Origin of the sequence: Dryocola clanedunensis (genome assembly GCF_038405435.1) — a bacterium.
Classification (GTDB): domain Bacteria; phylum Pseudomonadota; class Gammaproteobacteria; order Enterobacterales; family Enterobacteriaceae; genus Dryocola; species Dryocola clanedunensis_A.
In genome coordinates this window covers 164,413-185,071 of record NZ_JBBYHZ010000008.1, presented here as the reverse complement: position 1 = coordinate 185,071, position 20,659 = coordinate 164,413, and the positions used below count along the sequence as shown (strand labels likewise).

The 20,659-nt window shown below is 56.3% G+C and carries 17 protein-coding genes; 8 read left to right on the top strand and 9 right to left on the bottom strand.

Features of this window, described 5'->3' with window-relative positions; translation table 11 throughout:
* Nucleotides 1-97 precede the first annotated feature (97 nt).
* From AAE045_RS17265 to AAE045_RS17245, 5 genes are read right to left on the bottom strand one after another with little or no spacing between them, the layout of a single operon-like run.
* Nucleotides 98-913: a PTS system mannose/fructose/sorbose family transporter subunit IID gene (locus tag AAE045_RS17265; protein ID WP_202301270.1), complete on the bottom strand. Its 816-nt coding sequence runs from the start codon at nt 911-913 to the stop codon at nt 98-100.
* On the bottom strand, nt 913-1,707 hold the full coding sequence (locus tag AAE045_RS17260) for a PTS mannose/fructose/sorbose/N-acetylgalactosamine transporter subunit IIC (RefSeq protein ID WP_455548779.1): 795 nt from the start codon (nt 1,705-1,707) through the stop codon (nt 913-915). Before AAE045_RS17260 ends, AAE045_RS17265 begins: the two co-directional genes overlap by 1 nt.
* Before the next feature lie 11 nt (nt 1,708-1,718).
* Complete coding sequence (locus AAE045_RS17255; RefSeq protein WP_455548778.1) at nt 1,719-2,213, bottom strand: PTS system mannose/fructose/N-acetylgalactosamine-transporter subunit IIB; 495 nt, start codon at nt 2,211-2,213, stop codon at nt 1,719-1,721.
* A gap of 9 nt (nt 2,214-2,222) precedes the next feature.
* Nucleotides 2,223-2,651: a PTS sugar transporter subunit IIA gene (locus AAE045_RS17250; protein ID WP_455548777.1), complete on the bottom strand. Its 429-nt coding sequence runs from the start codon at nt 2,649-2,651 to the stop codon at nt 2,223-2,225.
* A 4-nt stretch (nt 2,652-2,655) separates the two neighbouring features.
* A complete protein-coding gene (locus tag AAE045_RS17245) occupies nt 2,656-4,401 on the bottom strand; it encodes a class I mannose-6-phosphate isomerase (RefSeq protein ID WP_455548776.1) in 1,746 nt (581 codons plus the stop codon).
* A gap of 196 nt (nt 4,402-4,597) precedes the next feature.
* On the opposite strand from AAE045_RS17245, the gene AAE045_RS17240 reads away from it, so the two are divergent.
* Entirely contained in the window at nt 4,598-5,605 is a 1,008-nt protein-coding gene (locus AAE045_RS17240; protein ID WP_455426880.1) for a LacI family DNA-binding transcriptional regulator, read from the top strand.
* Here AAE045_RS17240 and AAE045_RS17235 read toward each other — a convergent pair.
* The 4 genes from AAE045_RS17235 to AAE045_RS17220 all read right to left on the bottom strand — a co-directional run bounded on the left by AAE045_RS17235 (nt 5,602) and on the right by AAE045_RS17220 (nt 10,499).
* A complete protein-coding gene (locus AAE045_RS17235; RefSeq protein ID WP_455548775.1) occupies nt 5,602-7,149 on the bottom strand; it encodes an MFS transporter in 1,548 nt (515 codons plus the stop codon). The two genes, AAE045_RS17240 and AAE045_RS17235, sit on opposite strands and share 4 nt — an antisense overlap.
* A 64-nt stretch (nt 7,150-7,213) precedes the next feature.
* Nucleotides 7,214-8,254 (bottom strand): Gfo/Idh/MocA family protein, encoded by a 1,041-nt coding sequence (locus AAE045_RS17230; protein ID WP_455548774.1) that lies wholly within the window; start codon nt 8,252-8,254, stop codon nt 7,214-7,216.
* Entirely contained in the window at nt 8,251-9,321 is a 1,071-nt protein-coding gene (locus tag AAE045_RS17225) for a Gfo/Idh/MocA family protein (RefSeq protein WP_455548773.1), read from the bottom strand. Before AAE045_RS17225 ends, AAE045_RS17230 begins: the two co-directional genes overlap by 4 nt.
* A gap of 2 nt (nt 9,322-9,323) precedes the next feature.
* Nucleotides 9,324-10,499 carry a Gfo/Idh/MocA family protein gene (locus AAE045_RS17220; RefSeq protein WP_455548772.1) on the bottom strand — a complete coding sequence of 392 codons (1,176 nt, stop codon included), beginning with the start codon at nt 10,497-10,499 and terminating at the stop codon, nt 9,324-9,326.
* A gap of 198 nt (nt 10,500-10,697) precedes the next feature.
* Here AAE045_RS17220 and AAE045_RS17215 point away from each other — a divergent pair, with 198 nt between their 5' ends.
* The 7 genes from AAE045_RS17215 (at nt 10,698) to kefC (ending at nt 20,503) form a co-directional block, all read left to right on the top strand.
* Nucleotides 10,698-11,792 carry a LacI family DNA-binding transcriptional regulator gene (locus tag AAE045_RS17215; RefSeq protein ID WP_455548783.1) on the top strand — a complete coding sequence of 365 codons (1,095 nt, stop codon included), beginning with the start codon at nt 10,698-10,700 and terminating at the stop codon, nt 11,790-11,792.
* Nucleotides 11,793-11,949: 157 nt separating this feature from the next.
* Entirely contained in the window at nt 11,950-12,771 is an 822-nt protein-coding gene (gene dapB / locus AAE045_RS17210; RefSeq protein ID WP_455548771.1) for a 4-hydroxy-tetrahydrodipicolinate reductase, read from the top strand.
* Nucleotides 12,772-13,229: 458 nt separating this feature from the next.
* Nucleotides 13,230-14,390 carry a glutamine-hydrolyzing carbamoyl-phosphate synthase small subunit gene (gene carA, locus AAE045_RS17205; protein WP_455548770.1) on the top strand — a complete coding sequence of 387 codons (1,161 nt, stop codon included), beginning with the start codon at nt 13,230-13,232 and terminating at the stop codon, nt 14,388-14,390.
* A gap of 18 nt (nt 14,391-14,408) precedes the next feature.
* The gene (gene carB / locus AAE045_RS17200; protein WP_455548769.1) at nt 14,409-17,633 is read left to right on the top strand and encodes a carbamoyl-phosphate synthase large subunit; all 3,225 of its coding nucleotides are present in this window, start codon (nt 14,409-14,411) and stop codon (nt 17,631-17,633) included.
* 149 nt (nt 17,634-17,782) lie between these two features.
* Nucleotides 17,783-18,016 carry a YgdI/YgdR family lipoprotein gene (locus AAE045_RS17195; RefSeq protein ID WP_455426890.1) on the top strand — a complete coding sequence of 78 codons (234 nt, stop codon included), beginning with the start codon at nt 17,783-17,785 and terminating at the stop codon, nt 18,014-18,016.
* A 104-nt stretch (nt 18,017-18,120) separates the two neighbouring features.
* Nucleotides 18,121-18,651, top strand: a complete 531-nt coding sequence (kefF, locus tag AAE045_RS17190) for a glutathione-regulated potassium-efflux system oxidoreductase KefF (RefSeq protein ID WP_455548768.1) — start codon at nt 18,121-18,123, stop codon at nt 18,649-18,651.
* Nucleotides 18,644-20,503 (top strand): glutathione-regulated potassium-efflux system protein KefC, encoded by a 1,860-nt coding sequence (gene kefC / locus AAE045_RS17185; protein ID WP_455548767.1) that lies wholly within the window; start codon nt 18,644-18,646, stop codon nt 20,501-20,503. Before kefF ends, kefC begins: the two co-directional genes overlap by 8 nt.
* Nucleotides 20,504-20,659: the final 156 nt, after the last annotated feature.

The following is a 20,659-nucleotide window of genomic DNA, read 5'->3' as shown; positions in this document are numbered from 1 at the left end:
TCATCCGGATAGATTAGGCTGAATGTGTTACCTGTGTGGCCGGTCTGATCTGTAACCTATGTGACCGGTCGTACAGCAGCGTCATCCACCGCTTGTCTTACGCAAACAATCCTACTGCCACGCCGGCCGCCGCCAGCACCAGCAGCAAAAGCATTGCCTTAACCGGTGAAACTCCGCGTTTCGCCATCAGATACCAGGTGCCAATGACCACGATGAGCGGCAGCAGGTTCGGGAAAATGCCGTCGAGCATCTGCTGCAGGTGAATGTTCACGCCGTCTTTGGTGATGAACTCCAGCCCGGTGCCCAGCTTCACGTAGCTTGCCGCCACGCCGCCCATGACGAAGACGCCTAGCAGCGAAAGCGCCTCGCGCAGGCGGGTTGATTTGCTGCTGACCAGCATCTCCACGGACGTTGACCCCATGCGGTAACCCTTTAAGAACAGGAACCACGAGCCGGGGATGATAATCGCCAGCCACGCCACGCAGTAAAACAGCGGCCCGAGGATATTGCCGCCCGCCGCCAGCGCCATGCCGATGCTGAGCAGGATGGGGATCAACATGCCGGGGATCATCGAATCACCAATCCCGGCGACCGGCCCCATCAGGCCCACCTTCAGGGTGTTAATCGTTTCACCGTCGATGGGCTCCCCGTTGGCGCGCTTCTCCTCCAGCCCCAGCACCATGCCGTTCACAATCGCCCCGAGCTGCGGCTCGGTGTTGTAGAACGACGCGTGGCGCTTGAGCATCTCTTTACGCTCCTGCTCGTCCGGGTAGAGCTTTTTCGCCACCGGCAGCATGCTCAGGCAAAAGCCGAAGGATTCAAGGCGCTCAAAGCTCATCGAAGAGAGGTTGTACATCATCCAGCTACGCCAGCAGCGCCTGAGATCCTGGCGGGTAAGTTTGCGTTCTTCCATCAGAATTCATCCTCGTCATCGGCCGGTTTTACCGCGCTCGCGGTCTGCGGCTCCGGCTTGTAGTTGTAGTGGATCAGGGCCAGCAGGCTGCCGACGATAACCAGCGCCACCATGTTGAGCTTCAGGAAAACGATGCAGATGAAGCCCACCAGGAAGTAAATCAGCATGCTGTAGTTTTTGATGATCTGCTTAAGCAGAATGGCGATACCCACCGCAGGCAGGATGCCGCCCAGCACGTTCATGGTCGACAGCACGATGTGCGGCAGGCTGTCCATAAAGGCGTTGATGTACTGCGCGCCAAAGTAGACGGCGATAAAGGTGGGAATAAAGCGCATCAGGAAGTTGGTGAACTGCGGCCAGATGGCGCTGTTAAGGTACACGCCGCGCTCATCGCCTTTTTCCAGCGCGATGTCCGCCCGGTGGTTCCACCAGGAGTTCAGCACCATCATGGCGTTGAACAGCACGGTTCCCGCAATGCCGATGGTTGCCGCCAGCGCAACCGCTACTTCCGGCCCCTTATTGGATAAGATCCCCAGCGCGATGGCCGGGAAGGCGACAAAGTTAAGATCGGCGGGCATCGATCCTCCCGGGGTTACCATCGCAATGTACACCGCCTGCACGGCGACGCCGATGATAATCCCGGTCTGGACATCGCCGAGGATAAACCCGACCAGCATCCCTGAAACCAGTGGGCGGGTAATCAGATACCAGCCGCCGGTCAGCCCCAGCAGCCAGGGGCTGCTCAGCGCGCCGAGGTAACAGAGAATGCCGATTAATGCAGCTTCAAAAGCCATAATGCGTTCCCTTATTTGATTTTTTGTCGTGCGTCCTGCCAGCTATAGCAGCTGGCATCCGGCACCAGACGAAATTCAATCTGGTGGCCCTGCTGCGACAGAAAATCAAACGCTGCCGCCTCTTGCTGGGTCACCGCCTGGTTAGGTCCGATGGTGGTGGTACCCGCGCGGGCGCTCATCGGCCCGACGTTAATCTTGCGGTTGCCGTTTTGCAGGCTGATCCCCGCTTCTTCTATACGTTTCAGGGTGACCGGGGATTTGCCAATCACGAAGTAACGCTTTTCGCTGGCGATAATCTTCGGCAGCTTCTCAATCGCCGTCTGGGTGTCGAACAGCCAGACCTTGATGTCCTGAACGGCCCCTTTCATGACCGACGAGAGCAGGGGATCGGCAGCCACGGCGTCGTCGATGGCGACAATCCCGTCGCACGGCAGCTCTTTCGCCCAGCGGGTGACAAGCTGGCCGTGAATAACCCGGTCGTCGATACGCACAAATGAAATGCTCATTTTTCCTCCTTAAAAATCATCGGACTGCACGGTTTCGACCAGGCGGGCCTCAACCAGCGAGTCGCGGGATTGTGCCAGCAGCTGCCCGGTTGCCTCTGTCAGGCAGGTAAGGTCTTTTATCTCGTCGCTGAGCAGCAGCATCGGGAAGTTAACCCCGGCGAGCACCGCAACGGGCGGCTGCGTTTGCGGGTTAAAAGCGTGATGGCAGGCGACGTTCCACGGCGTGCCGCTTTGTAGATCGCACAGTACGATCACCCCGTCCGCCCCTTTGCTGGCCTCTTTGAGCACGGCGGTAAACTCTTCGCTAAAACTGTTGATGCCTTTGGTTTCGCTGAGGGCCACCGGGAAAACGTGGGGCAGCTCGCCGTACACCATGCGGGAGCTTGTCAGCAGCGCGTCGGCCAGCGGGCCGTGTGTCGCCAGAACGATATTGATCATGTTTTTATCCTCTTACCCAGGCTTTCATGGTGGCAAGCTGCTGACCTGCGGCGCTGCCGTAAGGTGAAATGCGGTATTCGCCGACCGCAGCGGGAATAATGAATGTTTCTGCGTAGTGAACGATGAACGGCTCGAAGGCGTCAGTCGGGCTGTCGACCAGAGCTTCGCTACCCTCCACCAGATTAAGCACGTTTACGCCGCCGCGGGTGTGATGAACGACCGGCTTGCTGAACCAGTGGCGGCGCGTCTCGATAAACTCACGCTCGTGCAGCCCCGTGCGCTCTTCCCGCCAGCCGTCGCCGTCGGCAACGGGTTCAAAATGGTTGACCAGATGCTCGGTGACCCACGCCGTATCCCGCTGCCAGTCGATAACCTGCGCGCCGTGCTCCAGATGTACCGGGCGCGGCAGGCCGTCCAGCCCCAGGCGGCCCCAGTCCCACAGTTTGAAGGTGAAGATGTACGGCGTGGCGCTGATCTCCAGCACCATCGCCCCCGAACCGGAACAGTGAACGGTGCCCGCCGGGATCAGGAAGTGATCGTGTTTGCGCGCCGGGAAACGGTTAACGAATTTCTCATCGTCAAACGCTTTCTCGCCGCGCTGGGCGCTCGCCAGATCGTCGAGCATTTCCTGCGGATCGATACCCGTTCTGGTGCCGAGATAAACCTCCGCCCCCGGCTCGGCTTCAAGCATGTAGTAGCTTTCGTCCTGGGTGTAGTGCATGCCGAAGTGCTGCTGGATGTATTCGGTCAGCGGGTGTACCTGGAAGCTGAGGTTCTGGCCGCCGACGGTGTCCAGGAAATCGAAGCGGATCGGGAATTCTGCCCCAAAGCGCGAGTGAACCTTTTCGCCCAGCAGCGGGCGAGGGTAGAGCAATACCAGATCCTGAGAGGGGATCTCGATCCGCACATCACCAAAACGCAGTAACAGGCTGTTCTCCTCGGGCACACAGTCAAAACACCATGCGTAGTTTGGCTTTGCGGGATCGAGATCGAATTTGTCTTTCATCCATTGTCCGCCCCACACGCCGGGGTCGAAGAACGGCACCACGCGGAACGGCTGCTGGGTGGTTTGCTGTAGTCCGTGACGCAGCGCTTCACCGCTTACCATCGCAGGGCTGTCAGCCGCGTTGGTGTCCAGCAGGAAATCGGCACGTTTCAGGAGAGGGGTTTTATGGCGGTCAAACACGCGCCATTCGATGAAAAAGGCCCGCTTGTAGCGGCGCAGAACATCTTCGCTTTCGTTGCTGGCGCCCCAGTTGCCCAGCTCGCCGGTGCGGAAACGCTGCTGGATTTCCCAGCGGGCTAAATCGGCGTACACCAGGATATCGCCCTCATGTACCAGCGCAGCGCCGGGGCCATACACCACGACAAGGCCCTGCGCCTGATCCACTTCGTGACGGAGCGCGTCCAGCCTGTCTGGACAGAAAAATTCGTCAAGCTGGTGGCAGGAGAGGACGCCGAACACGCGATCGTCCGTCAGATTCTGCGCCAGAAGATCGTGCAGATGATTTTCGCTCAGGCGGGCCGCTTCGGCATTGATGAGCAGCGCCGGGCCCAGCTTATCGATCAGCTGTTCCCGCAGCTCTTCAAGCCGGACCCCTGGATAACAGTCAATCACCACGACGGTTTTGCCCGCATCCGCCAGCCGCGTTTTCAGCGCCTGCTGGATAGCCTGCCAGCCGGACCATGCCTGATTTTCCCATCCCGCGATCCGTACTTCGGGATACTTATCGTATGTCGCATGCTTCATATATGGCTCCCTGATGTCGATAGCTTGAGATTAATCGATTAACCTTGTATAGACACGTTGGTAAACGCGATTAACCCGCCATTTTCGCCATTTATCGGCGGGATATGCCGTTATCTGTGATGCTATTCACAGGGAGAAATGCATTTTCCAGGTTATTCGATTAATCTGTTCTGACGAGTTCTATCGAGGAGCGAACATGAGCACCGTAACCCTGGCCCAGGTGGCGCAGCGGGCCTCCGTCTCTACCGCCACTGTTTCTATGGTTTTACACAACCGGGGACGCATTTCGGACGCCACGCGCCAGCGGGTGATGCGGGCGCTGGACGAGCTGGGCTATGTCTACAACCAGACCGCCGCTAACCTGCGCAACCGCACCAGCAATATGGTTGGCCTGCTGCTGCACGACATCACCAACCCGTTTTACGGCGAGATGACGGCGGGGCTGAGCCAGGAGATGGAGCGGCACGAGCTGCTGCTGTTTCTCGCCAACAGCGAAGAGTCAGGCGATCGCCAGCAGAAGTTCGTCGACTCCTTAATGCGCAATAACGCCTGCGGTATGGTGCTGTGCGCCGCCCGCGAAACCCCACCGCTGTTTTTCGAAACGCTGAAGCGCCGCAATATTCCGGCGATTATGGTGGTGCGTCCGCTGGACGATGCGAGCTTTGATTTTGTCGGCACGGATAACTTTCTGGGCACGCAGCTGGCGACGCAGCATCTGTTACGGCTGGGCCACCGGCATATCGCCTTTATTGGCGGCAGTGAAAACTCCATCAGCCGCGCCCAGCGCATCGGCGGCTACAGCAGCAAGCTGCTGGAAAATCGTATACAGCCAGCCAGCGACTGGGTGGTCTCCGCCGCCGCCAGCCAGAGCGACGGGGCAAGAGCGGCGGAAGCATTGCTGAGCCGCTACCCGGAGATCACCGCCGCTGTCTGCTATCAGGACATTGTGGCGCTGGGGGTTATGCAGACTTTACGCAAAATGGGGCGCACCCCGGGCAAGGATTTTGCGCTGGTAGGCTTTGACGACATCACCGAGGCAGCCCTTGTGCAGCCTGCGCTGACCACGGTTTCGGTGGCCGCCAAAGAGATAGGCCGCAAGGCGGGAGAGCTGCTGTTCAGCCGCATCCAGGGCAACGACGAGCCGCCAAAGCGCATTATCCTGCCGCCGACGCTGGTGGTGCGCGAGTCGTGCGGCTTTCGCTAAAGTAGCTCAGACTCCAGCTTCGTTTTTGGATCCTTAAGCGGTCTGCCGTGGCCCCAGACATGGTTGTAATCAAACCCGGTGAGATCCTTGATGATGACCCGCGTCTGCGGGTCGCAGTCCTCCAGGTTACCGCCAAGCTTCAGGCGGGCCACTTCCCTGATCAAAGTCTTATGATTTTCACGGGTCAGTTTAAATTTGAAGGTCATCCAGAAGCTGACGGCCAGCAGTGCGCCGGTGCCAAAAATCATCAGGCCAACAATCGCGTGAATCGCGCTAATGGGCTGGGCACCCTGGCCCTTAATAAATCCGCTCTCTTCCAGAACGATACCAATTAGCATGATGGCCAGCGCCACCGTACTTTTACGGGTCAGTACCATCACGCCGGCAAAAATACCTTCGCGGCGTTTTTTCGTCACAATTTCGTCGACGTCGGGAATAAAGCTGTAGATATTCCAGGGAATGTAATACAGGCCCGCCCGGGCAAAGCCTAAAATAATAAAGACCAGCGTGAAGGCCAGGAATGAAACGTCAATTTTGGCAATGTAGGCATAAAACAGGAATGCCAGCACACAAAATATCCCGCTGTAGGAGATCCGCAGAGCCATAGACGGCGTGATGTTTGTTTTCTCCATCAGCAGCATAAATGAGAACGTGGCGGGAATAGAAACAAATGCGGCAATGCTTAAATAGCCCGATACCGTCGCGGTATCCTGATGCAATCCATAAACGACATAATAGGTAAACACCGCGCCAAATACGTCCATTGCGGTAAATGAGGCGATATAAATAATAATATGCTGGCGGAACATGCGGATTCTGAATGAGGAGAGAAGATCGCTCACCAGCCCTTTTAAATGGAACCACAGGCTGCTCTTCTGGTGGGTTATTTCCGGCTCTGGTTCATAAGGCTCGCGGACATCTTTTGCTTCCCAGGTACACATCCAGGTGGTAAATACCGCCAGGCAAAAAACGGTGGAGAAGAACAGCCCCATATAGGTATAGGTTAACGAGCTGTCTTTACCGGTGAACTGCATAATCACACCCGGCACCGACACGGCCATGAACCCGCCGAGCTGGGAGCAAATCATGCGCACGCCCGATAAACGCGTGCGTTCGCTGTAACGGTTGGTCATTTCCGCAGCCAGGGTTTCCCACGGCACCAGTACCATCGCGGAAAGCAGCTCTATAGACAAATAGGTGCCAAGATAGTACCAGTACCCCATATCGGTTACCCACAGCAGGGAGTATAAAAACATCAGCGGAGCGCTAAGTAATAAAAAGAAGCGGCGTCGGCCGAATTTTTTTCCCAGCCAGGTATTGGCGAAATTATCCGTAATATAGCCCATGATCGGACTTAATATGGCGTCGATAACGCGGGCAATGGCGAAAATCGACCCCGCCTCAATGACGGAGAGTCCACAGTAGGTCGTGTAAAAAAATAATAGCCAGGTGCCAATGATGGCAAAAGCACCGCCGCCAAAAAGATCGGTAACGCCATAGCCTATTGCCGTACCGTAACCAACTCTGCGTTCCGTAGGTTTCATAGTTTTATTCCCTTGCGTTGTAGGGGAGGGGGAGAGTCAGGTGGTTTAAATATGTGTCAGCGTCCTATTCCTCCTTAAGCATTATCCAGCGGCGAAGTTGCGAAGAGCGGTAAATAGCCTCGACCAGGCAAAGCGATTTTTCCGCCTGATGGATATCTACATACTGATTTGCTGCGACTGGCGTGTCGGCAGGCGTCTGAACGGCGTGATAAAACTGATTGATCGCCAGCTGGTGGCTGCTTCCCCAGTAGCATTTTTGCTTTTTAACCGGCAGCGTATCGCTCGCCAGAAGCTGCTTTTCACCCTCTTTAATTAACCACAGGTTATTGTCATTCAGCTGAAGTAAACCCTGCTCGCAGTGAATTTCCAGCAGCAGCGGCGAATCGGTGGTGTAACCGTTGGTGGCGTAGAAAATGCCGCGTGCGCCGTTGGTCATCATCATGTTCGCCACTGCGGTATCCTCACCCTCTGTGGCATCGGCAAGAAAAGTGCTCTCCGTCACGCCTTTAACCGCGCTGACGCCACCGGCAAACCACTGCATCAGGTCCAGAGTGTGAATCGCCTGATTTATCAACAGGCTGCCGCCTTCCCGGGAAAGGCGGCCTCGCCAGCCGCTCTGCTGGTAATAGTCCGGCGTCCGTGACCAGGTGAGCAGCGCTTTGATGCCGAGCATTTTGCCGAGCTGGCCGCTTTCCAGCAGGGATTTTATGGCCTGGCTGCTGGTGTTAAGCCTGTTCTGATAACAAACGCCAAGCCGGGCATCGCTCTGCGCCAGCGCTGCTTTGATTTGCTTTATTTCTCCGCAATTGAGCGCCACCGGCTTTTCGGTAAAAACATGCTTTCCGGCGGCGAGGGTAGCGATAATCATCTCTTTGTGCAGATCGTGTGGCGTGCAGATATGCACCACATCAAGTTCCTGATCTTGCAGCAGTTCACGGTAGTCCGCGTAATAGCTGCAGCCATAGCGCCCGGCAAGTATTAGCCCGCTGTCAGCGTTTGCTTCAACGATTGCCCGCAGATGGATCGAGGAGTTCTGTTGTATCGCTTCGGCATGCAGCCTGTGGATAGCGCCGCAGCCGATAATAGCAGCCTGGGTTATTTTCATTCCGCGACTCCGTTAGCCAGCATCTGCGCCCGTACGCACAGCTCGGCGGCCTTAAAAGCGTGGGCCTGGGTCATGGCATTTTCAGTGCGGTTCAGACAATCCAGAATCAGTTCGCCAAAGAAGGGGAACCCTACTTTTCCGGCGACCGGATAGCGGAACTCGCCCTCTTTATTTACCAGATAAACGACGTCGCTTTCGCCGCGCGTAAGGTCGGCATATTTCCTGATTTCGATATAGCCTTCGGTGCCCAGAAGAGTAAGGCGTCCATCCCCCCAGGTACTTAGCCCATCCGGAGTAAACCAGTCGCAGCGAAAATACCCGCTGGCGCCGTTCTCCCCGCTGAGCAGGGCATCACCAAAATCTTCAAACTGCGGATGCTGAGGATGCGCGAAATTTCTGGCCTGGGCCGCCGTGACGGAAGCGTTGCTGTTGTCGGTGTAGTAGAGGAACTGTTCGATCTGGTGGCTGCCAATATCACACAGAATGCCGCCGAACCTCTCTTTGACGTAGAACCAGTCCGGGCGGCCCTGGCCCTCCCGGTGCGGCCCCATCCCGAGGGTCTGAATGACGCGTCCGATAGCGCCAGATTTGACCAGCTGCCCGGCAAAGACGGCGCTTTCAACATGCAGACGCTCGCTGTAATAAACGGCGTATTTTTTTCCGCTTTGCTCGACCTTCGCTTTGGCCGCGGCCAGCTGCTGTAGCGTGGTTAACGGGGCTTTATCCGTAAAATAGTCTTTTCCGGCGTCCATCACTTTCAGCCCCAGCGCACAACGCTCGGCGGGGATGGCGGCACCGGCAATTAACCTGACTTCGCTGTCCTGAAGCAGCATATCCAGCGAGCTGGCGGCCCGCGCCTGGGGATACTTATCGATAAACGCGGCAACTTTTTGCGGATCGGGATCGTAGACCCATTTCAGCGTTGCTCCCGCTTCAATAAGCCCGTTGCACATGCCGTAAATATGGCCGTGATCCAGTGCGGCGGCGGCGAAAATAAAATCACCGGGCTGGACGACGGGCTGCGGTTTGCCAACGGGCGCGTAGTTCATTCCATCTTTCACGTTCATCTTTACCCCTGTTTATCCATGTCTTTGCCTAAAGGAATGGCGGCTTCGTTTGAGAAGTTTTCAACCGACGATGATTTTTCGTAAAAGTGCGGCGCAAGGGCGACCAGCCCGCCGGTCTGGTAGAAGGGATCGGAGGGCTGAACGGGCAGCGTGACGATGCTGCGCGTCATCGCTGATTTGTAGATGGCGGTGATCAGCTCCAGGGAACGTTTACCCTGGGTTCCATCCACCAGCGGTTCGCCGTGGGTTTGCAGAGCGGTCAGAAAGTTATCGATTTGGCCCGTGTGGAGCGTCCAGGTGAGTTTCGGCACGGACTGATAGCTGTCCTCAAGGCGGTTTTCCAGCTCGATATTCCGCTCTTCAACGGGGAAACCGTTATCGGCGGCAATGCTGGCGTATTTGTCCCAGGGCGCGGAGATACGCCCTTTTTCGCCCTGGATGACAATCTTCTGATCTTCCCCATGATGCACGACCGAGGCGGTCAGCTGGGTCAGCGCGCCGCTGTCATATTTGAATATCGCAGCGCTCAAATCCTCTACTTCGGCATTGTCGTGGGAGACGTTGGTGGTCATGGCGACGACTTCTGTCGGGAAGCCCAGCATCCATTGAATGGCGTCGATATGGTGAACGGCATGGTTGAGCGTGCAGCCGCCGCCTTCTTTTTCCCAGGTGCCGCGCCACCAAAGATCGTAGTAGGAGTGGCCGCGCCACCAGAAAGAGTCCACCTGGGCATGGCAGACCTTGCCTATTTGCTGGCAGTCCAGCACGCTTTTTAGCCGCCAGAATGCATCGGTAAAACGATTCTGCGCGATAACGGACAGCGTTTTACCGCTGGCGTTAGCGGCGTCGATCATTGCATCGCACTCCTGCAAAGAGGCCGCCATCGGCTTCTCGCACAGGACATGTTTGCCCGCGTTGAGCGCGTTTATCGATATTTCCGCGTGGACATAAGGTGGCGTACAGACATCAAAGACATCAATGCTTTCATCGTTGAGAATATCCTGATGATTGCTGTAAATCTTCGCGTTTGTCAGCCCGTAGCGCTGCTTCTTTTCTTCTGCTTTTTCCGGGTAAATATCCACTAAGGCGACAATCTGGCAGCGTTCGGGAAATTGCAGATAGGCCTGTATGTGGTTATGCGAAATATTACCTGTACCAATAATAGCGATTCTTTCCATCAGCCACTCTCTTCTCTAATCAGGGGGGAGAAAAGCCGCCGGACCCAGGAAAAAACAGGCCAGCGCGGTCTGATCGAGAGCTTAGCCAGGGTTTTTTTGCAGACAAACGCTATTTATGGCAGTAATTGCATAGCCAAAAGTGAAGTTGTGGGATAGAAACAAAAAGACTTCAGGAATAAAGAGTTAGACGTGAAAATAATGACCACTGGCGAAAGAGGCATCGATCACAAAATGACGGGGAAGTTAAAAATAAAGCAGCTGGCCGAGCTGACCGGGCTTTCTCAGAGTACGGTATCGCGCGTGCTTGCCGGGAAAACGAACGTCAGCCAGTTAGCAAAAGAAAAAGTATTTACCCATGCCCGCGCTATGGGAATTTTACGGGATATACCCGCCAGCCGCCTGCTAATGAATACGTTATTAATCTGCGCCCCGGCTGCCGCTTTCACTCCTCACGGCGATCATTATTATTACGAAGTGATACAGGGAATATATTCTGAAGTGTCGCGCTACGATATTCATATAAAAAAGTGCGCGCTGGAAATCAACGACGCGGACGTTTCATTATTTATGAAAGCCATGGCTGAGGCGGATATTGACGGGATCGTCATCATCGGCATTGATGACGACGTGCTGTACCGGCTGGCGTCGCAGACGGCTAAACCTATCGTTACCATAAATGCCAAAGACAAGCATATGCGCACCGACTGCGTCTCCCCCGATCACTATGCCATAGGCTACAGCGCGGCAAACTATCTGTTCGGGAAGGGCCATTTCCCGGTTCTGCTTTTTACGGATTTACGCCGCGATACCATGATGCAGCGGCTTGATGGTTTTAAGCGTGCCTGTCAGGCGCACAACGTGATTTTTGATGAGGCACGGCACCTGCTGGTCACCAAAGGCTACGGCGAACAGGAAGCCAGAACGCACATTGAGAAGTATCTGGAACAGCGCGACCGCGGCGAACTCCCGTCCGCGATTTTGTGCGGCGGCGGGGCCATCGCGCAGGCGGTGATCAAAGCGGTTCAGAGCCACGGGCTAAAGGTCCCGGAAGATATCTCGGTGATGAGCTTCGTCTATGCCCATGATAATAAACTGGCCGGCGGCGGCGAGCTGACGGCGGTGAACCTTCCCTGTCGGGAGCTGGGCACCGAAGCCGTACACATTTTGCAAAGCAGGCTAACGCGTGAGGTAAGCCATGTCTTTAACCTGCTGCTGCAGGGCACTATTACCCCCGGCGAAACCGTGAGCGATGTTAACTGGAAGCGTAAAGCGCTTTATCAGCGTCACCCCTGAATAAAGCCCTGGTTATTGTATGGAAAAGCATACTTTTACTGATAACTGCGGCGGTTTGACATAAATTTCTAATTATCGGTGTTTTCGGCTGGCGGCCCGTCACGGCGCTGGGTAACCTGAGAACGTTTTGTAAGCAGATTAATTAAAGAGAGTGAATATGGACGAAGCACAGATCCGCGTCGCGATTGCGGGCGCGGGCGGTCGTATGGGACGACAACTTATTCAGGCGGCTTTGCAGTTTGATGGCGTACAGCTTGGCGCAGCCCTTGAGCGCGAAGGCTCCTCCCTGGTCGGCAGCGATGCGGGCGAGCTGGCCGGCGTGGCGAAAACAGGTGTGACAGTCAGCGACAGCCTTGAAAATGTGGTCAACGATTTTGACGTGTTTATCGATTTCACTCGCCCGGAAGGCACGTTACGCCATCTGGCCTTTTGCCGCCAGCACGGCAAGGGGATGGTCATAGGTACAACCGGTTTTGACGAGGCGGGCAAGCAGGCAATTAACGAAGCTGCCGCTGACGTCCCCGTTGTCTTTGCCGCCAACTTCAGCGTTGGCGTGAACGTCATGCTCAAGCTGCTCGAGAAAGCGGCCAAGGTCATGGGCGACTACACCGACATCGAAATTATTGAAGCCCACCACCGCCATAAAGTGGATGCGCCGTCCGGCACCGCGCTGGCGATGGGGGAGGCCATTGCCCAGGCGATGGATAAAGACCTTAAAGAGTGCGCGGTTTATTCCCGCGAAGGCTATACCGGTGAGCGAGTGCCTGGAACCATTGGTTTCGCCACCGTACGCGCCGGGGACATTGTGGGTGAGCATACGGCGATGTTTGCAGATATCGGCGAGCGCGTTGAAATCACTCACAAGGCTTCAAGCCGCATGACTTTTGCAAATGGCGCAGTTCGTTCAGCTTTATGGTTGAACGGCAAGAAAAATGGTCTTTATGACATGCGCGACGTGCTGGATCTCAATAGTTTGTAGCAAGAATTACCCATCGTGATGTGGTTATTACAATCATAATTGTTTGATTGACAGGGCAATAATTTATTGCCCTTTTTATTTTTACCTGTTTGGTTGGCTTTTTATGTCCAGGTAGACAAAACATAAAGCTTTCCCATCAAAACGCGTTGCGTAAATGTTATTTTTGACCATCTGGTCCACTTTTTGTAACCCTGGGTGATGGATTTCTATTCTTTCTGTCTCGCAACCGTTTACTTACCCTGAGTTAGCTAATCATTTCACCCATCAATGCGCATATTTTTAATCAGAGCGTCAAAATAGACAGAAAAAGTTCGCTTTATGGTAGACTTTTGCCTGGCCAGTCCCTAGAATGCCGCCGTTTGTCAAAAATCCAAATGACAGGCTGTTTTGCATTGATTCCTGAATTCGTTTTGAATTAATATGCAAATAAATTGACTGTTTATTCCCTGGAGGGCGTTTTGATTAAGTCAGCAATATTGGTTCTGGAAGACGGAACCCAATTCCACGGTCGCGCCATTGGGGCATCAGGTACCGCCGTTGGGGAAGTCGTTTTCAATACCTCATTGACCGGTTATCAAGAAATCCTCACTGATCCTTCCTACTCCCGCCAAATCGTCACTCTTACTTATCCCCATATCGGCAACGTCGGCACCAACGCCGCTGATGAAGAATCCTCCCAGGTACATGCGCAAGGCCTCGTCATTCGTGACCTGCCGCTGATTGCCAGCAACTACCGCAATACCGAAGACCTCTCTTCTTATTTAAAACGCCATAACATCGTGGCGATTGCCGATATCGATACCCGTAAGCTGACCCGTTTGCTCCGTGAGAAAGGCGCTCAGAACGGCTGCATCATTGCCGGCGACAGCGTTGACGCGGCGCTGGCCCATGAGAAAGCAAAGGCTTTCCCTGGCCTGAACGGCATGGACCTCGCAAAAGAAGTGACAACGAAAGAGTCCTACGCCTGGCAGCAGGGCAGCTGGACGCTTGAGGGCGACCTGCCGGAAGCAGCAAAAGAAGAAGATTTACCTTTCCACGTGGTGGCCTATGACTACGGCGTGAAGCGCAATATTCTGCGCATGCTGGTGGACCGCGGCTGCCGCCTGACGATTGTTCCGGCGCAGACCTCCGCTGAGGAAGTGCTGAAGATGAACCCGGACGGCATCTTCCTCTCCAACGGTCCCGGTGACCCGGCGCCATGCGATTACGCCATCAGCGCCATTAAAGCTTTCCTGGAAACCGACGTGCCGGTCTTCGGCATCTGCTTAGGCCATCAGCTGCTGGCTCTGGCAAGCGGCGCGAAAACAGTGAAGATGAAGTTCGGCCACCACGGCGGCAACCACCCGGTAAAAGATCTGGATCGCGACTGCGTGATGATCACCGCCCAGAACCACGGTTTTGCAGTAGACGAAGCAACGATGCCTGCGAACCTGCGCGTGACCCACAAGTCGCTGTTCGACGGCACCCTACAGGGGATTCATCGTACCGATAAGCCAGCGTTCAGCTTCCAGGGCCACCCTGAAGCAAGCCCGGGTCCGCACGATGCCGCGCCGCTTTTCGACCACTTTATCGACTTGATCAAGCAGTACCGCACTACAGCCACTCTTTTCAGCAAGTAAGAATCAGGAGCCTTAAAAATGCCAAAACGTACAGATATAAAAAGCATCCTGATCCTTGGTGCAGGCCCGATTGTTATCGGCCAGGCGTGCGAGTTCGACTACTCCGGTGCCCAGGCGTGTAAAGCGCTGCGTGAAGAGGGCTACCGCGTTATCCTGGTGAACTCCAACCCGGCAACCATCATGACCGACCCGGAAATGGCCGATGCGACCTACATCGAGCCAATCCACTGGGAAGTGGTGCGCAAAATCATCGAAAAAGAGCGCCCGGACGCGGTGCTGCCAACCATGGGCGGCCAGACCGCGCTGAACTGCGCGCTGGAGCTGGAACGCCAGGGCGTGCTCGCCGAGTTTGGCGTCACCATGATTGGTGCCACAGCCGACGCGATTGATAAAGCAGAAGACCGCCGCCGCTTCGACGTGGCAATGAAAAAAATCGGCCTTGATACCGCGCGCTCCGGCATTGCCCACACCATGGAAGAAGCGCTGGCGGTTGCCGCTGACGTGGGCTATCCGTGCATTATTCGCCCCTCGTTCACCATGGGCGGCACCGGCGGCGGTATCGCCTACAACCGCGAAGAGTTTGAAGAGATTTGCGAGCGCGGTCTGGATCTTTCCCCAACCAAAGAGCTGCTGATTGACGAGTCGCTGATTGGCTGGAAAGAGTACGAGATGGAAGTGGTGCGCGATAAAAACGACAACTGCATCATCGTCTGCTCTATCGAAAACTTCGACCCGATGGGCATCCACACCGGTGACTCCATCACCGTGGCCCCGGCCCAGACCCTGACCGACAAAGAATACCAAATCATGCGTAACGCCTCGATGGCGGTGCTGCGTGAAATCGGCGTAGAAACCGGCGGTTCAAACGTGCAGTTCTCGGTTAACCCGAAAAACGGCCGTCTGATTGTTATCGAAATGAACCCGCGCGTTTCCCGCTCCTCGGCGCTGGCGTCCAAAGCAACCGGCTTCCCGATTGCGAAAGTGGCGGCGAAGCTGGCGGTGGGCTACACCCTCGACGAGCTGATGAACGACATCACCGGCGGCAAAACCCCGGCCTCGTTCGAGCCGTCTATCGACTACGTTGTAACCAAAATTCCTCGCTTCAACTTCGAGAAGTTTGTTGGCGCGAACGACCGCCTGACGACGCAGATGAAATCCGTGGGCGAAGTGATGGCGATTGGCCGCACGCAGCAGGAATCCCTGCAAAAAGCGCTGCGCGGTCTGGAAGTAGGCGCGACGGGCTTTGATCCGAAAGTCAATCTGGATGACCCGGAAGCGCTGACCAAAATCCGCCGCGAGCTGAAAGACGCGGGCGCTGACCGTATCTGGTACGTGGCCGACGCCTTCCGTGCTGGCCTGTCCGTCGACGGCGTGTTCAACCTGACCAACATCGACCGCTGGTTCCTGGTGCAGATTGAAGAGCTGGTGCGCCTGGAAGAAAAAGTGGAAGAGCTGGGGATCACCGGTCTGGACTACGACTTCCTGCGTATGCTCAAGCGTAAAGGCTTCGCCGATGCGCGCCTGGCTAAACTGGCTGGCGTGCGCGAGTCTGAAATCCGCAAGCTGCGCGAGCAGCATAACCTGCACCCTGTTTATAAGCGCGTTGATACCTGCGCGGCGGAGTTTTCTACCGATACCGCCTACATGTACTCCACTTATGAAGACGAGTGCGAAGCCAACCCGAACAGCGACCGCGACAAGATTATGGTGCTGGGCGGCGGGCCAAACCGTATCGGCCAGGGCATCGAGTTCGACTATTGCTGCGTACACGCCTCGCTGGCGCTGCGTGAAGATGGTTACGAGACCATCATGGTTAACTGCAACCCGGAAACCGTATCTACCGACTACGATACTTCCGACCGCCTGTACTTCGAGCCGGTAACCCTGGAAGACGTGCTGGAAATCGTCCGCGTTGAGAAGCCAAAAGGCGTTATCGTGCAGTACGGCGGCCAGACTCCGCTGAAGCTGGCTCGTGAGCTGGAGGCCGCTGGCGTACCGATTATCGGCACCAGCCCGGACGCAATCGACCGCGCCGAAGACCGCGAGCGCTTCCAGCACGCGGTTGACCGCCTGAAGCTGAAACAGCCTGCCAACGCCACGGTGACCGCAATCGAAATGGCCGTAGAGAAAGCGGCGCATATCGGGTATCCGCTGGTCGTTCGTCCTTCTTATGTGCTGGGCGGCCGCGCGATGGAAATCGTCTATGACGAAGCCGACCTGCGTCGCTACTTCCAGACAGCAGTTAGCGTTTCTAACGATGCGCCGGTGCTGCTGGACCGCTTCCTTGACGATGCGGTTGAAGTGGACGTCGACGCCATCTGCGACGGCGAAACCGTGCTGATTGGCGGCATCATGGAGCACATTGAGCAGGCGGGCGTGCACTCCGGCGACTCCGCATGTTCCCTGCCAGCCTATACGCTGAGCAAAGAGATCCAGGACGTGATGCGCCAGCAGGTGCAGAAACTGGCCTTCGAGCTGCAGGTTCGCGGCCTGATGAACGTGCAGTTTGCGGTGAAGGACAACGAGGTTTACCTGATTGAAGTGAACCCACGCGCCGCCCGTACCGTACCGTTCGTCTCCAAAGCAACCGGTATGGCGCTGGCGAAAGTTGCCGCGCGCGTGATGGTTGGCCAGACGCTGGTTGAGCAGGGCATGACGAAAGAGATCATCCCGCCGTACTACTCCGTAAAAGAAGTGGTGCTGCCGTTCAACAAGTTCCCGGGCGTCGACCCGCTGTTAGGGCCAGAGATGCGCTCTACCGGTGAAGTGATGGGCGTGGGCCGCACCTTCGCAGAAGCTTTCTCCAAGGCGATGCTGGGCAGCCAGTCCACCATGCGTAAACCTGGCCGCGCGCTGCTCTCCGTTCGCGAAGGCGACAAAGAGCGCGTCGTTGACCTGGCCGCCAAGCTGCTGAAACAGGGCTTTGAGCTGGACGCTACCCACGGCACGGCTATCGTGCTGGGCGAAGCGGGCATCAACCCGCGCCTGGTGAACAAGGTGCATGAAGGTCGTCCGCACATTCAGGACCGCATCAAGAACGGCGAATATACCTACATCATCAACACCACCGCAGGCCGCCAGGCGATTGAGGATTCCAAGCTCATCCGCCGCAGCGCGCTGCAGTATAAAGTGCATTACGACACCACGCTGAACGGCGGCTTCGCTACCGCGATGGCGATGAACGCCGACGCGACCGAGAAGGTGATATCGGTGCAGGAAATGCACGCGCAAATCGCGAAGTAATCACTTCGGCACTCTACTTAAACCCGCTTCGGCGGGTTTTTTATTGTCCCCACTTCTTCAGAGTGTTCTGTATTTTCCGCTGGAGGCGGAAATTCCTGCTAAAGTTTTCAGGTACATAGTGAGAAACGACTACAAACAGGGAGAGCAACATGCAAAACAAAATTCTGATGGCTTCCATCTTCGCTGCCGCAACGCTGTTTACCGTGGCCGGTTGTTCGTCTAATCAGGCGGTGAAAACGAGCGATGGCAAAACCATCGTCACCGACGGCAAACCGCAGGTAGATGACGACACGGGACTGGTTTCTTATAAAAACGCAGAAACCGGCAAGACCGAGCAGATCAACCGCGACCAGGTGAAGTCGATGGGCGAACTGGATAACTAATTCAGATTTTATCGCTTAGCCCGTCAACATTATTGACTATTAGCCCGTTGATTTACTGTCTACACTCTTTGAGAAAAGAAGGCAGTAAAACAACAGGCTAATTCATGATTTTAATTATCTATGCGCACCCCTATCCCCGGCACTCCCACGCCAACCGAAAAATGATTGAACAGGCATCCCTGCTGCCCGATGTCGAAATCCGCTCTCTGTACGAACTCTATCCCGACTTCAATATTGATATCGCCGCTGAACAGGAGGCGCTGAGCCGTGCCGACCTGGTCATCTGGCAGCATCCGATGCAGTGGTACAGCATGCCACCGCTGATGAAACTGTGGATCGACAAAGTGCTTTCCCACGGCTGGGCCTATGGCCACGGTGGCAATGCGCTGCATGGCAAACATGTGATGTGGGCGGTGACCACCGGCGGAGGGGACGGCCATTTTGATTTAGGGGACCATCCCGGCTTTCAGGTGCTGGGCCAGCCGCTGCAGGCGACCGCACTCTATTGCGGCATGAACTGGCAGCCGTGCTTTGCCATTCATTTCACTTTCGTCTGCGATGAGAACACCCTTGAGGTGCAGGCCGAACAGTATAAGCAGCGGTTGACGGAATGGCGGGAGGCAAACCATGGATAGCCACAGCATGATTCAGGTACTTATCTATCTTGGGGCCGCCGCGCTAATCGTCCCTGTCGCCGTGCGGCTGGGGTTAGGCTCGGTGCTTGGCTACCTGATTGCGGGCTGCATTATTGGGCCGTGGGGGCTGCGGCTGGTCACGGACGCCGGGACGATTCTGCACTTTGCGGAAATCGGCGTGGTGCTGATGCTGTTTGTTATCGGTCTTGAGCTTGATCCACGCAGGCTCTGGACGCTGCGTGCCTCGGTGTTTGGCGGCGGTGCGCTACAGATGGTTGCCTGCGGACTTTTCCTCGGGCTGTTCTGCATGCTGATGGGGCTGCGCTGGCAGGTTGCGGTGCTGATAGGCCTGACCCTTGCGCTGTCGTCAACGGCGATCGCCATGCAGGCGATGAACGAACGTAACCTGACGCTTTCCGTGATGGGGCGCGGCGCCTTCGCCGTATTGCTTTTCCAGGATATCGCCGCCATCCCCTTAGTGGCGATGATCCCGCTGCTGGCAACCAGCGGAGCGACCACCACGCTTGCGGCTTTTTCTATATCAGCCTTAAAGGTAGTCGGCGCGCTGGCGCTGGTGGTGGTTCTGGGGCGCTACGTGACTCGCCCGGTGCTGCGCTTTGTGGCCCGCTCCGGCCTGCGCGAAGTCTTCAGCGCCGTGGCACTCTTTCTCGTGTTCGGCTTTGGCTTGCTGCTTGAAGAGGCGGGCCTCTCTATGGCGATGGGAGCATTTCTGGCGGGGGTGCTGCTGGCAAGCTCTGAATACCGCCACGCGCTGGAAAGCGATATCGAACCGTTTAAGGGCCTGCTGCTCGGGCTGTTCTTTATCGGCGTCGGCATGTCCATTGATTTCGGCACGCTGATGGATAGCCCGCTGCGTATTATTGCGCTGCTGGTGGGCTTCCTGGTGATTAAAAGCGTGATGCTGTGGCTGGTTGCTAAGCCGCTAAAAGTGCCGCGCAGGCAGCGCCGCTGGTTTGCCGTGCTGCTGGGGCAGGGCAGCGAATTTGCCTTTGTGATTTTCGGCACCGCCAGAATGGCGGAGGTGCTCGACGACGGCTGGGCAAAATCCCTGACGCTGGCGGTTGCGCTGTCGATGGCGGCCACGCCGCTGCTGCTGGTGCTGCTTAACCGTCTGGAAAAATCGGGCAAAGAGCAGGCCCGCGAAGCGGATGAAATTGATGAAGAGCAGCCGCGGGTGATTATTGCGGGCTTCGGCCGCTTCGGGCAAATCGCCGGGCGCCTGCTGCTGACCAGCGGAGTGAAAATGGTGGTGCTCGATCACGACCCGGACCATATCGAAACGCTACGCAAATTCGGTACCAAGGTGTTTTATGGCGATGCGACGCGGGTCGATCTGCTGGAATCAGCGGGTGCGGCAAAAGCCGAGGTGCTGATCAACGCCATTGACGATCCCGATGCTAACCTTCAGCTCTCTGAGATGGTGCAGGAACACTTCCCGAATCTGCGGGTTATCGCCAGGGCGCGCGACCTCGATCACTTTATTCGTCTGCGCCAGGCGGGTGTTGAACAGCCGGAGCGTGAAACCTTCGAAAGCTCGCTGAAAGTTGGGCGGCGGGCGCTTGAGGCGCTGGGCGTTGGCAGCTACGAGGCCCGTGAACGTGCCGATCACTTCCGTCGCTTCAATACCCAGATGGTGGAAGAGATGGTGATTGCCGCAGATATGCCCGCGCGGGCGGACGTGCTTAAACGCACCAGCGCGATGCTGACGGAGGTCATTAACGAAGACCGCGCCCATCTAAATGTGATTCAGCGACACGGCTGGCAGGGCACGGAAGAGGGGGTTCACAGCGGCAGGCTTGCGGACGAACCGCCGACAAAGCCTGCGGAATGATTTTAGGACAAATGATCGCTAACTCATTGTTCCCGCTGGACCCCTCCGCTAACGGAAGAGGTTACTGCTTTGCAGAACAAAAAAATTTCTTCCAGCAGGGGGATCGGGCAGTCGACGAAAGATTGCGCTTTCCGTATAGTGGCGGCAATTTTTTCA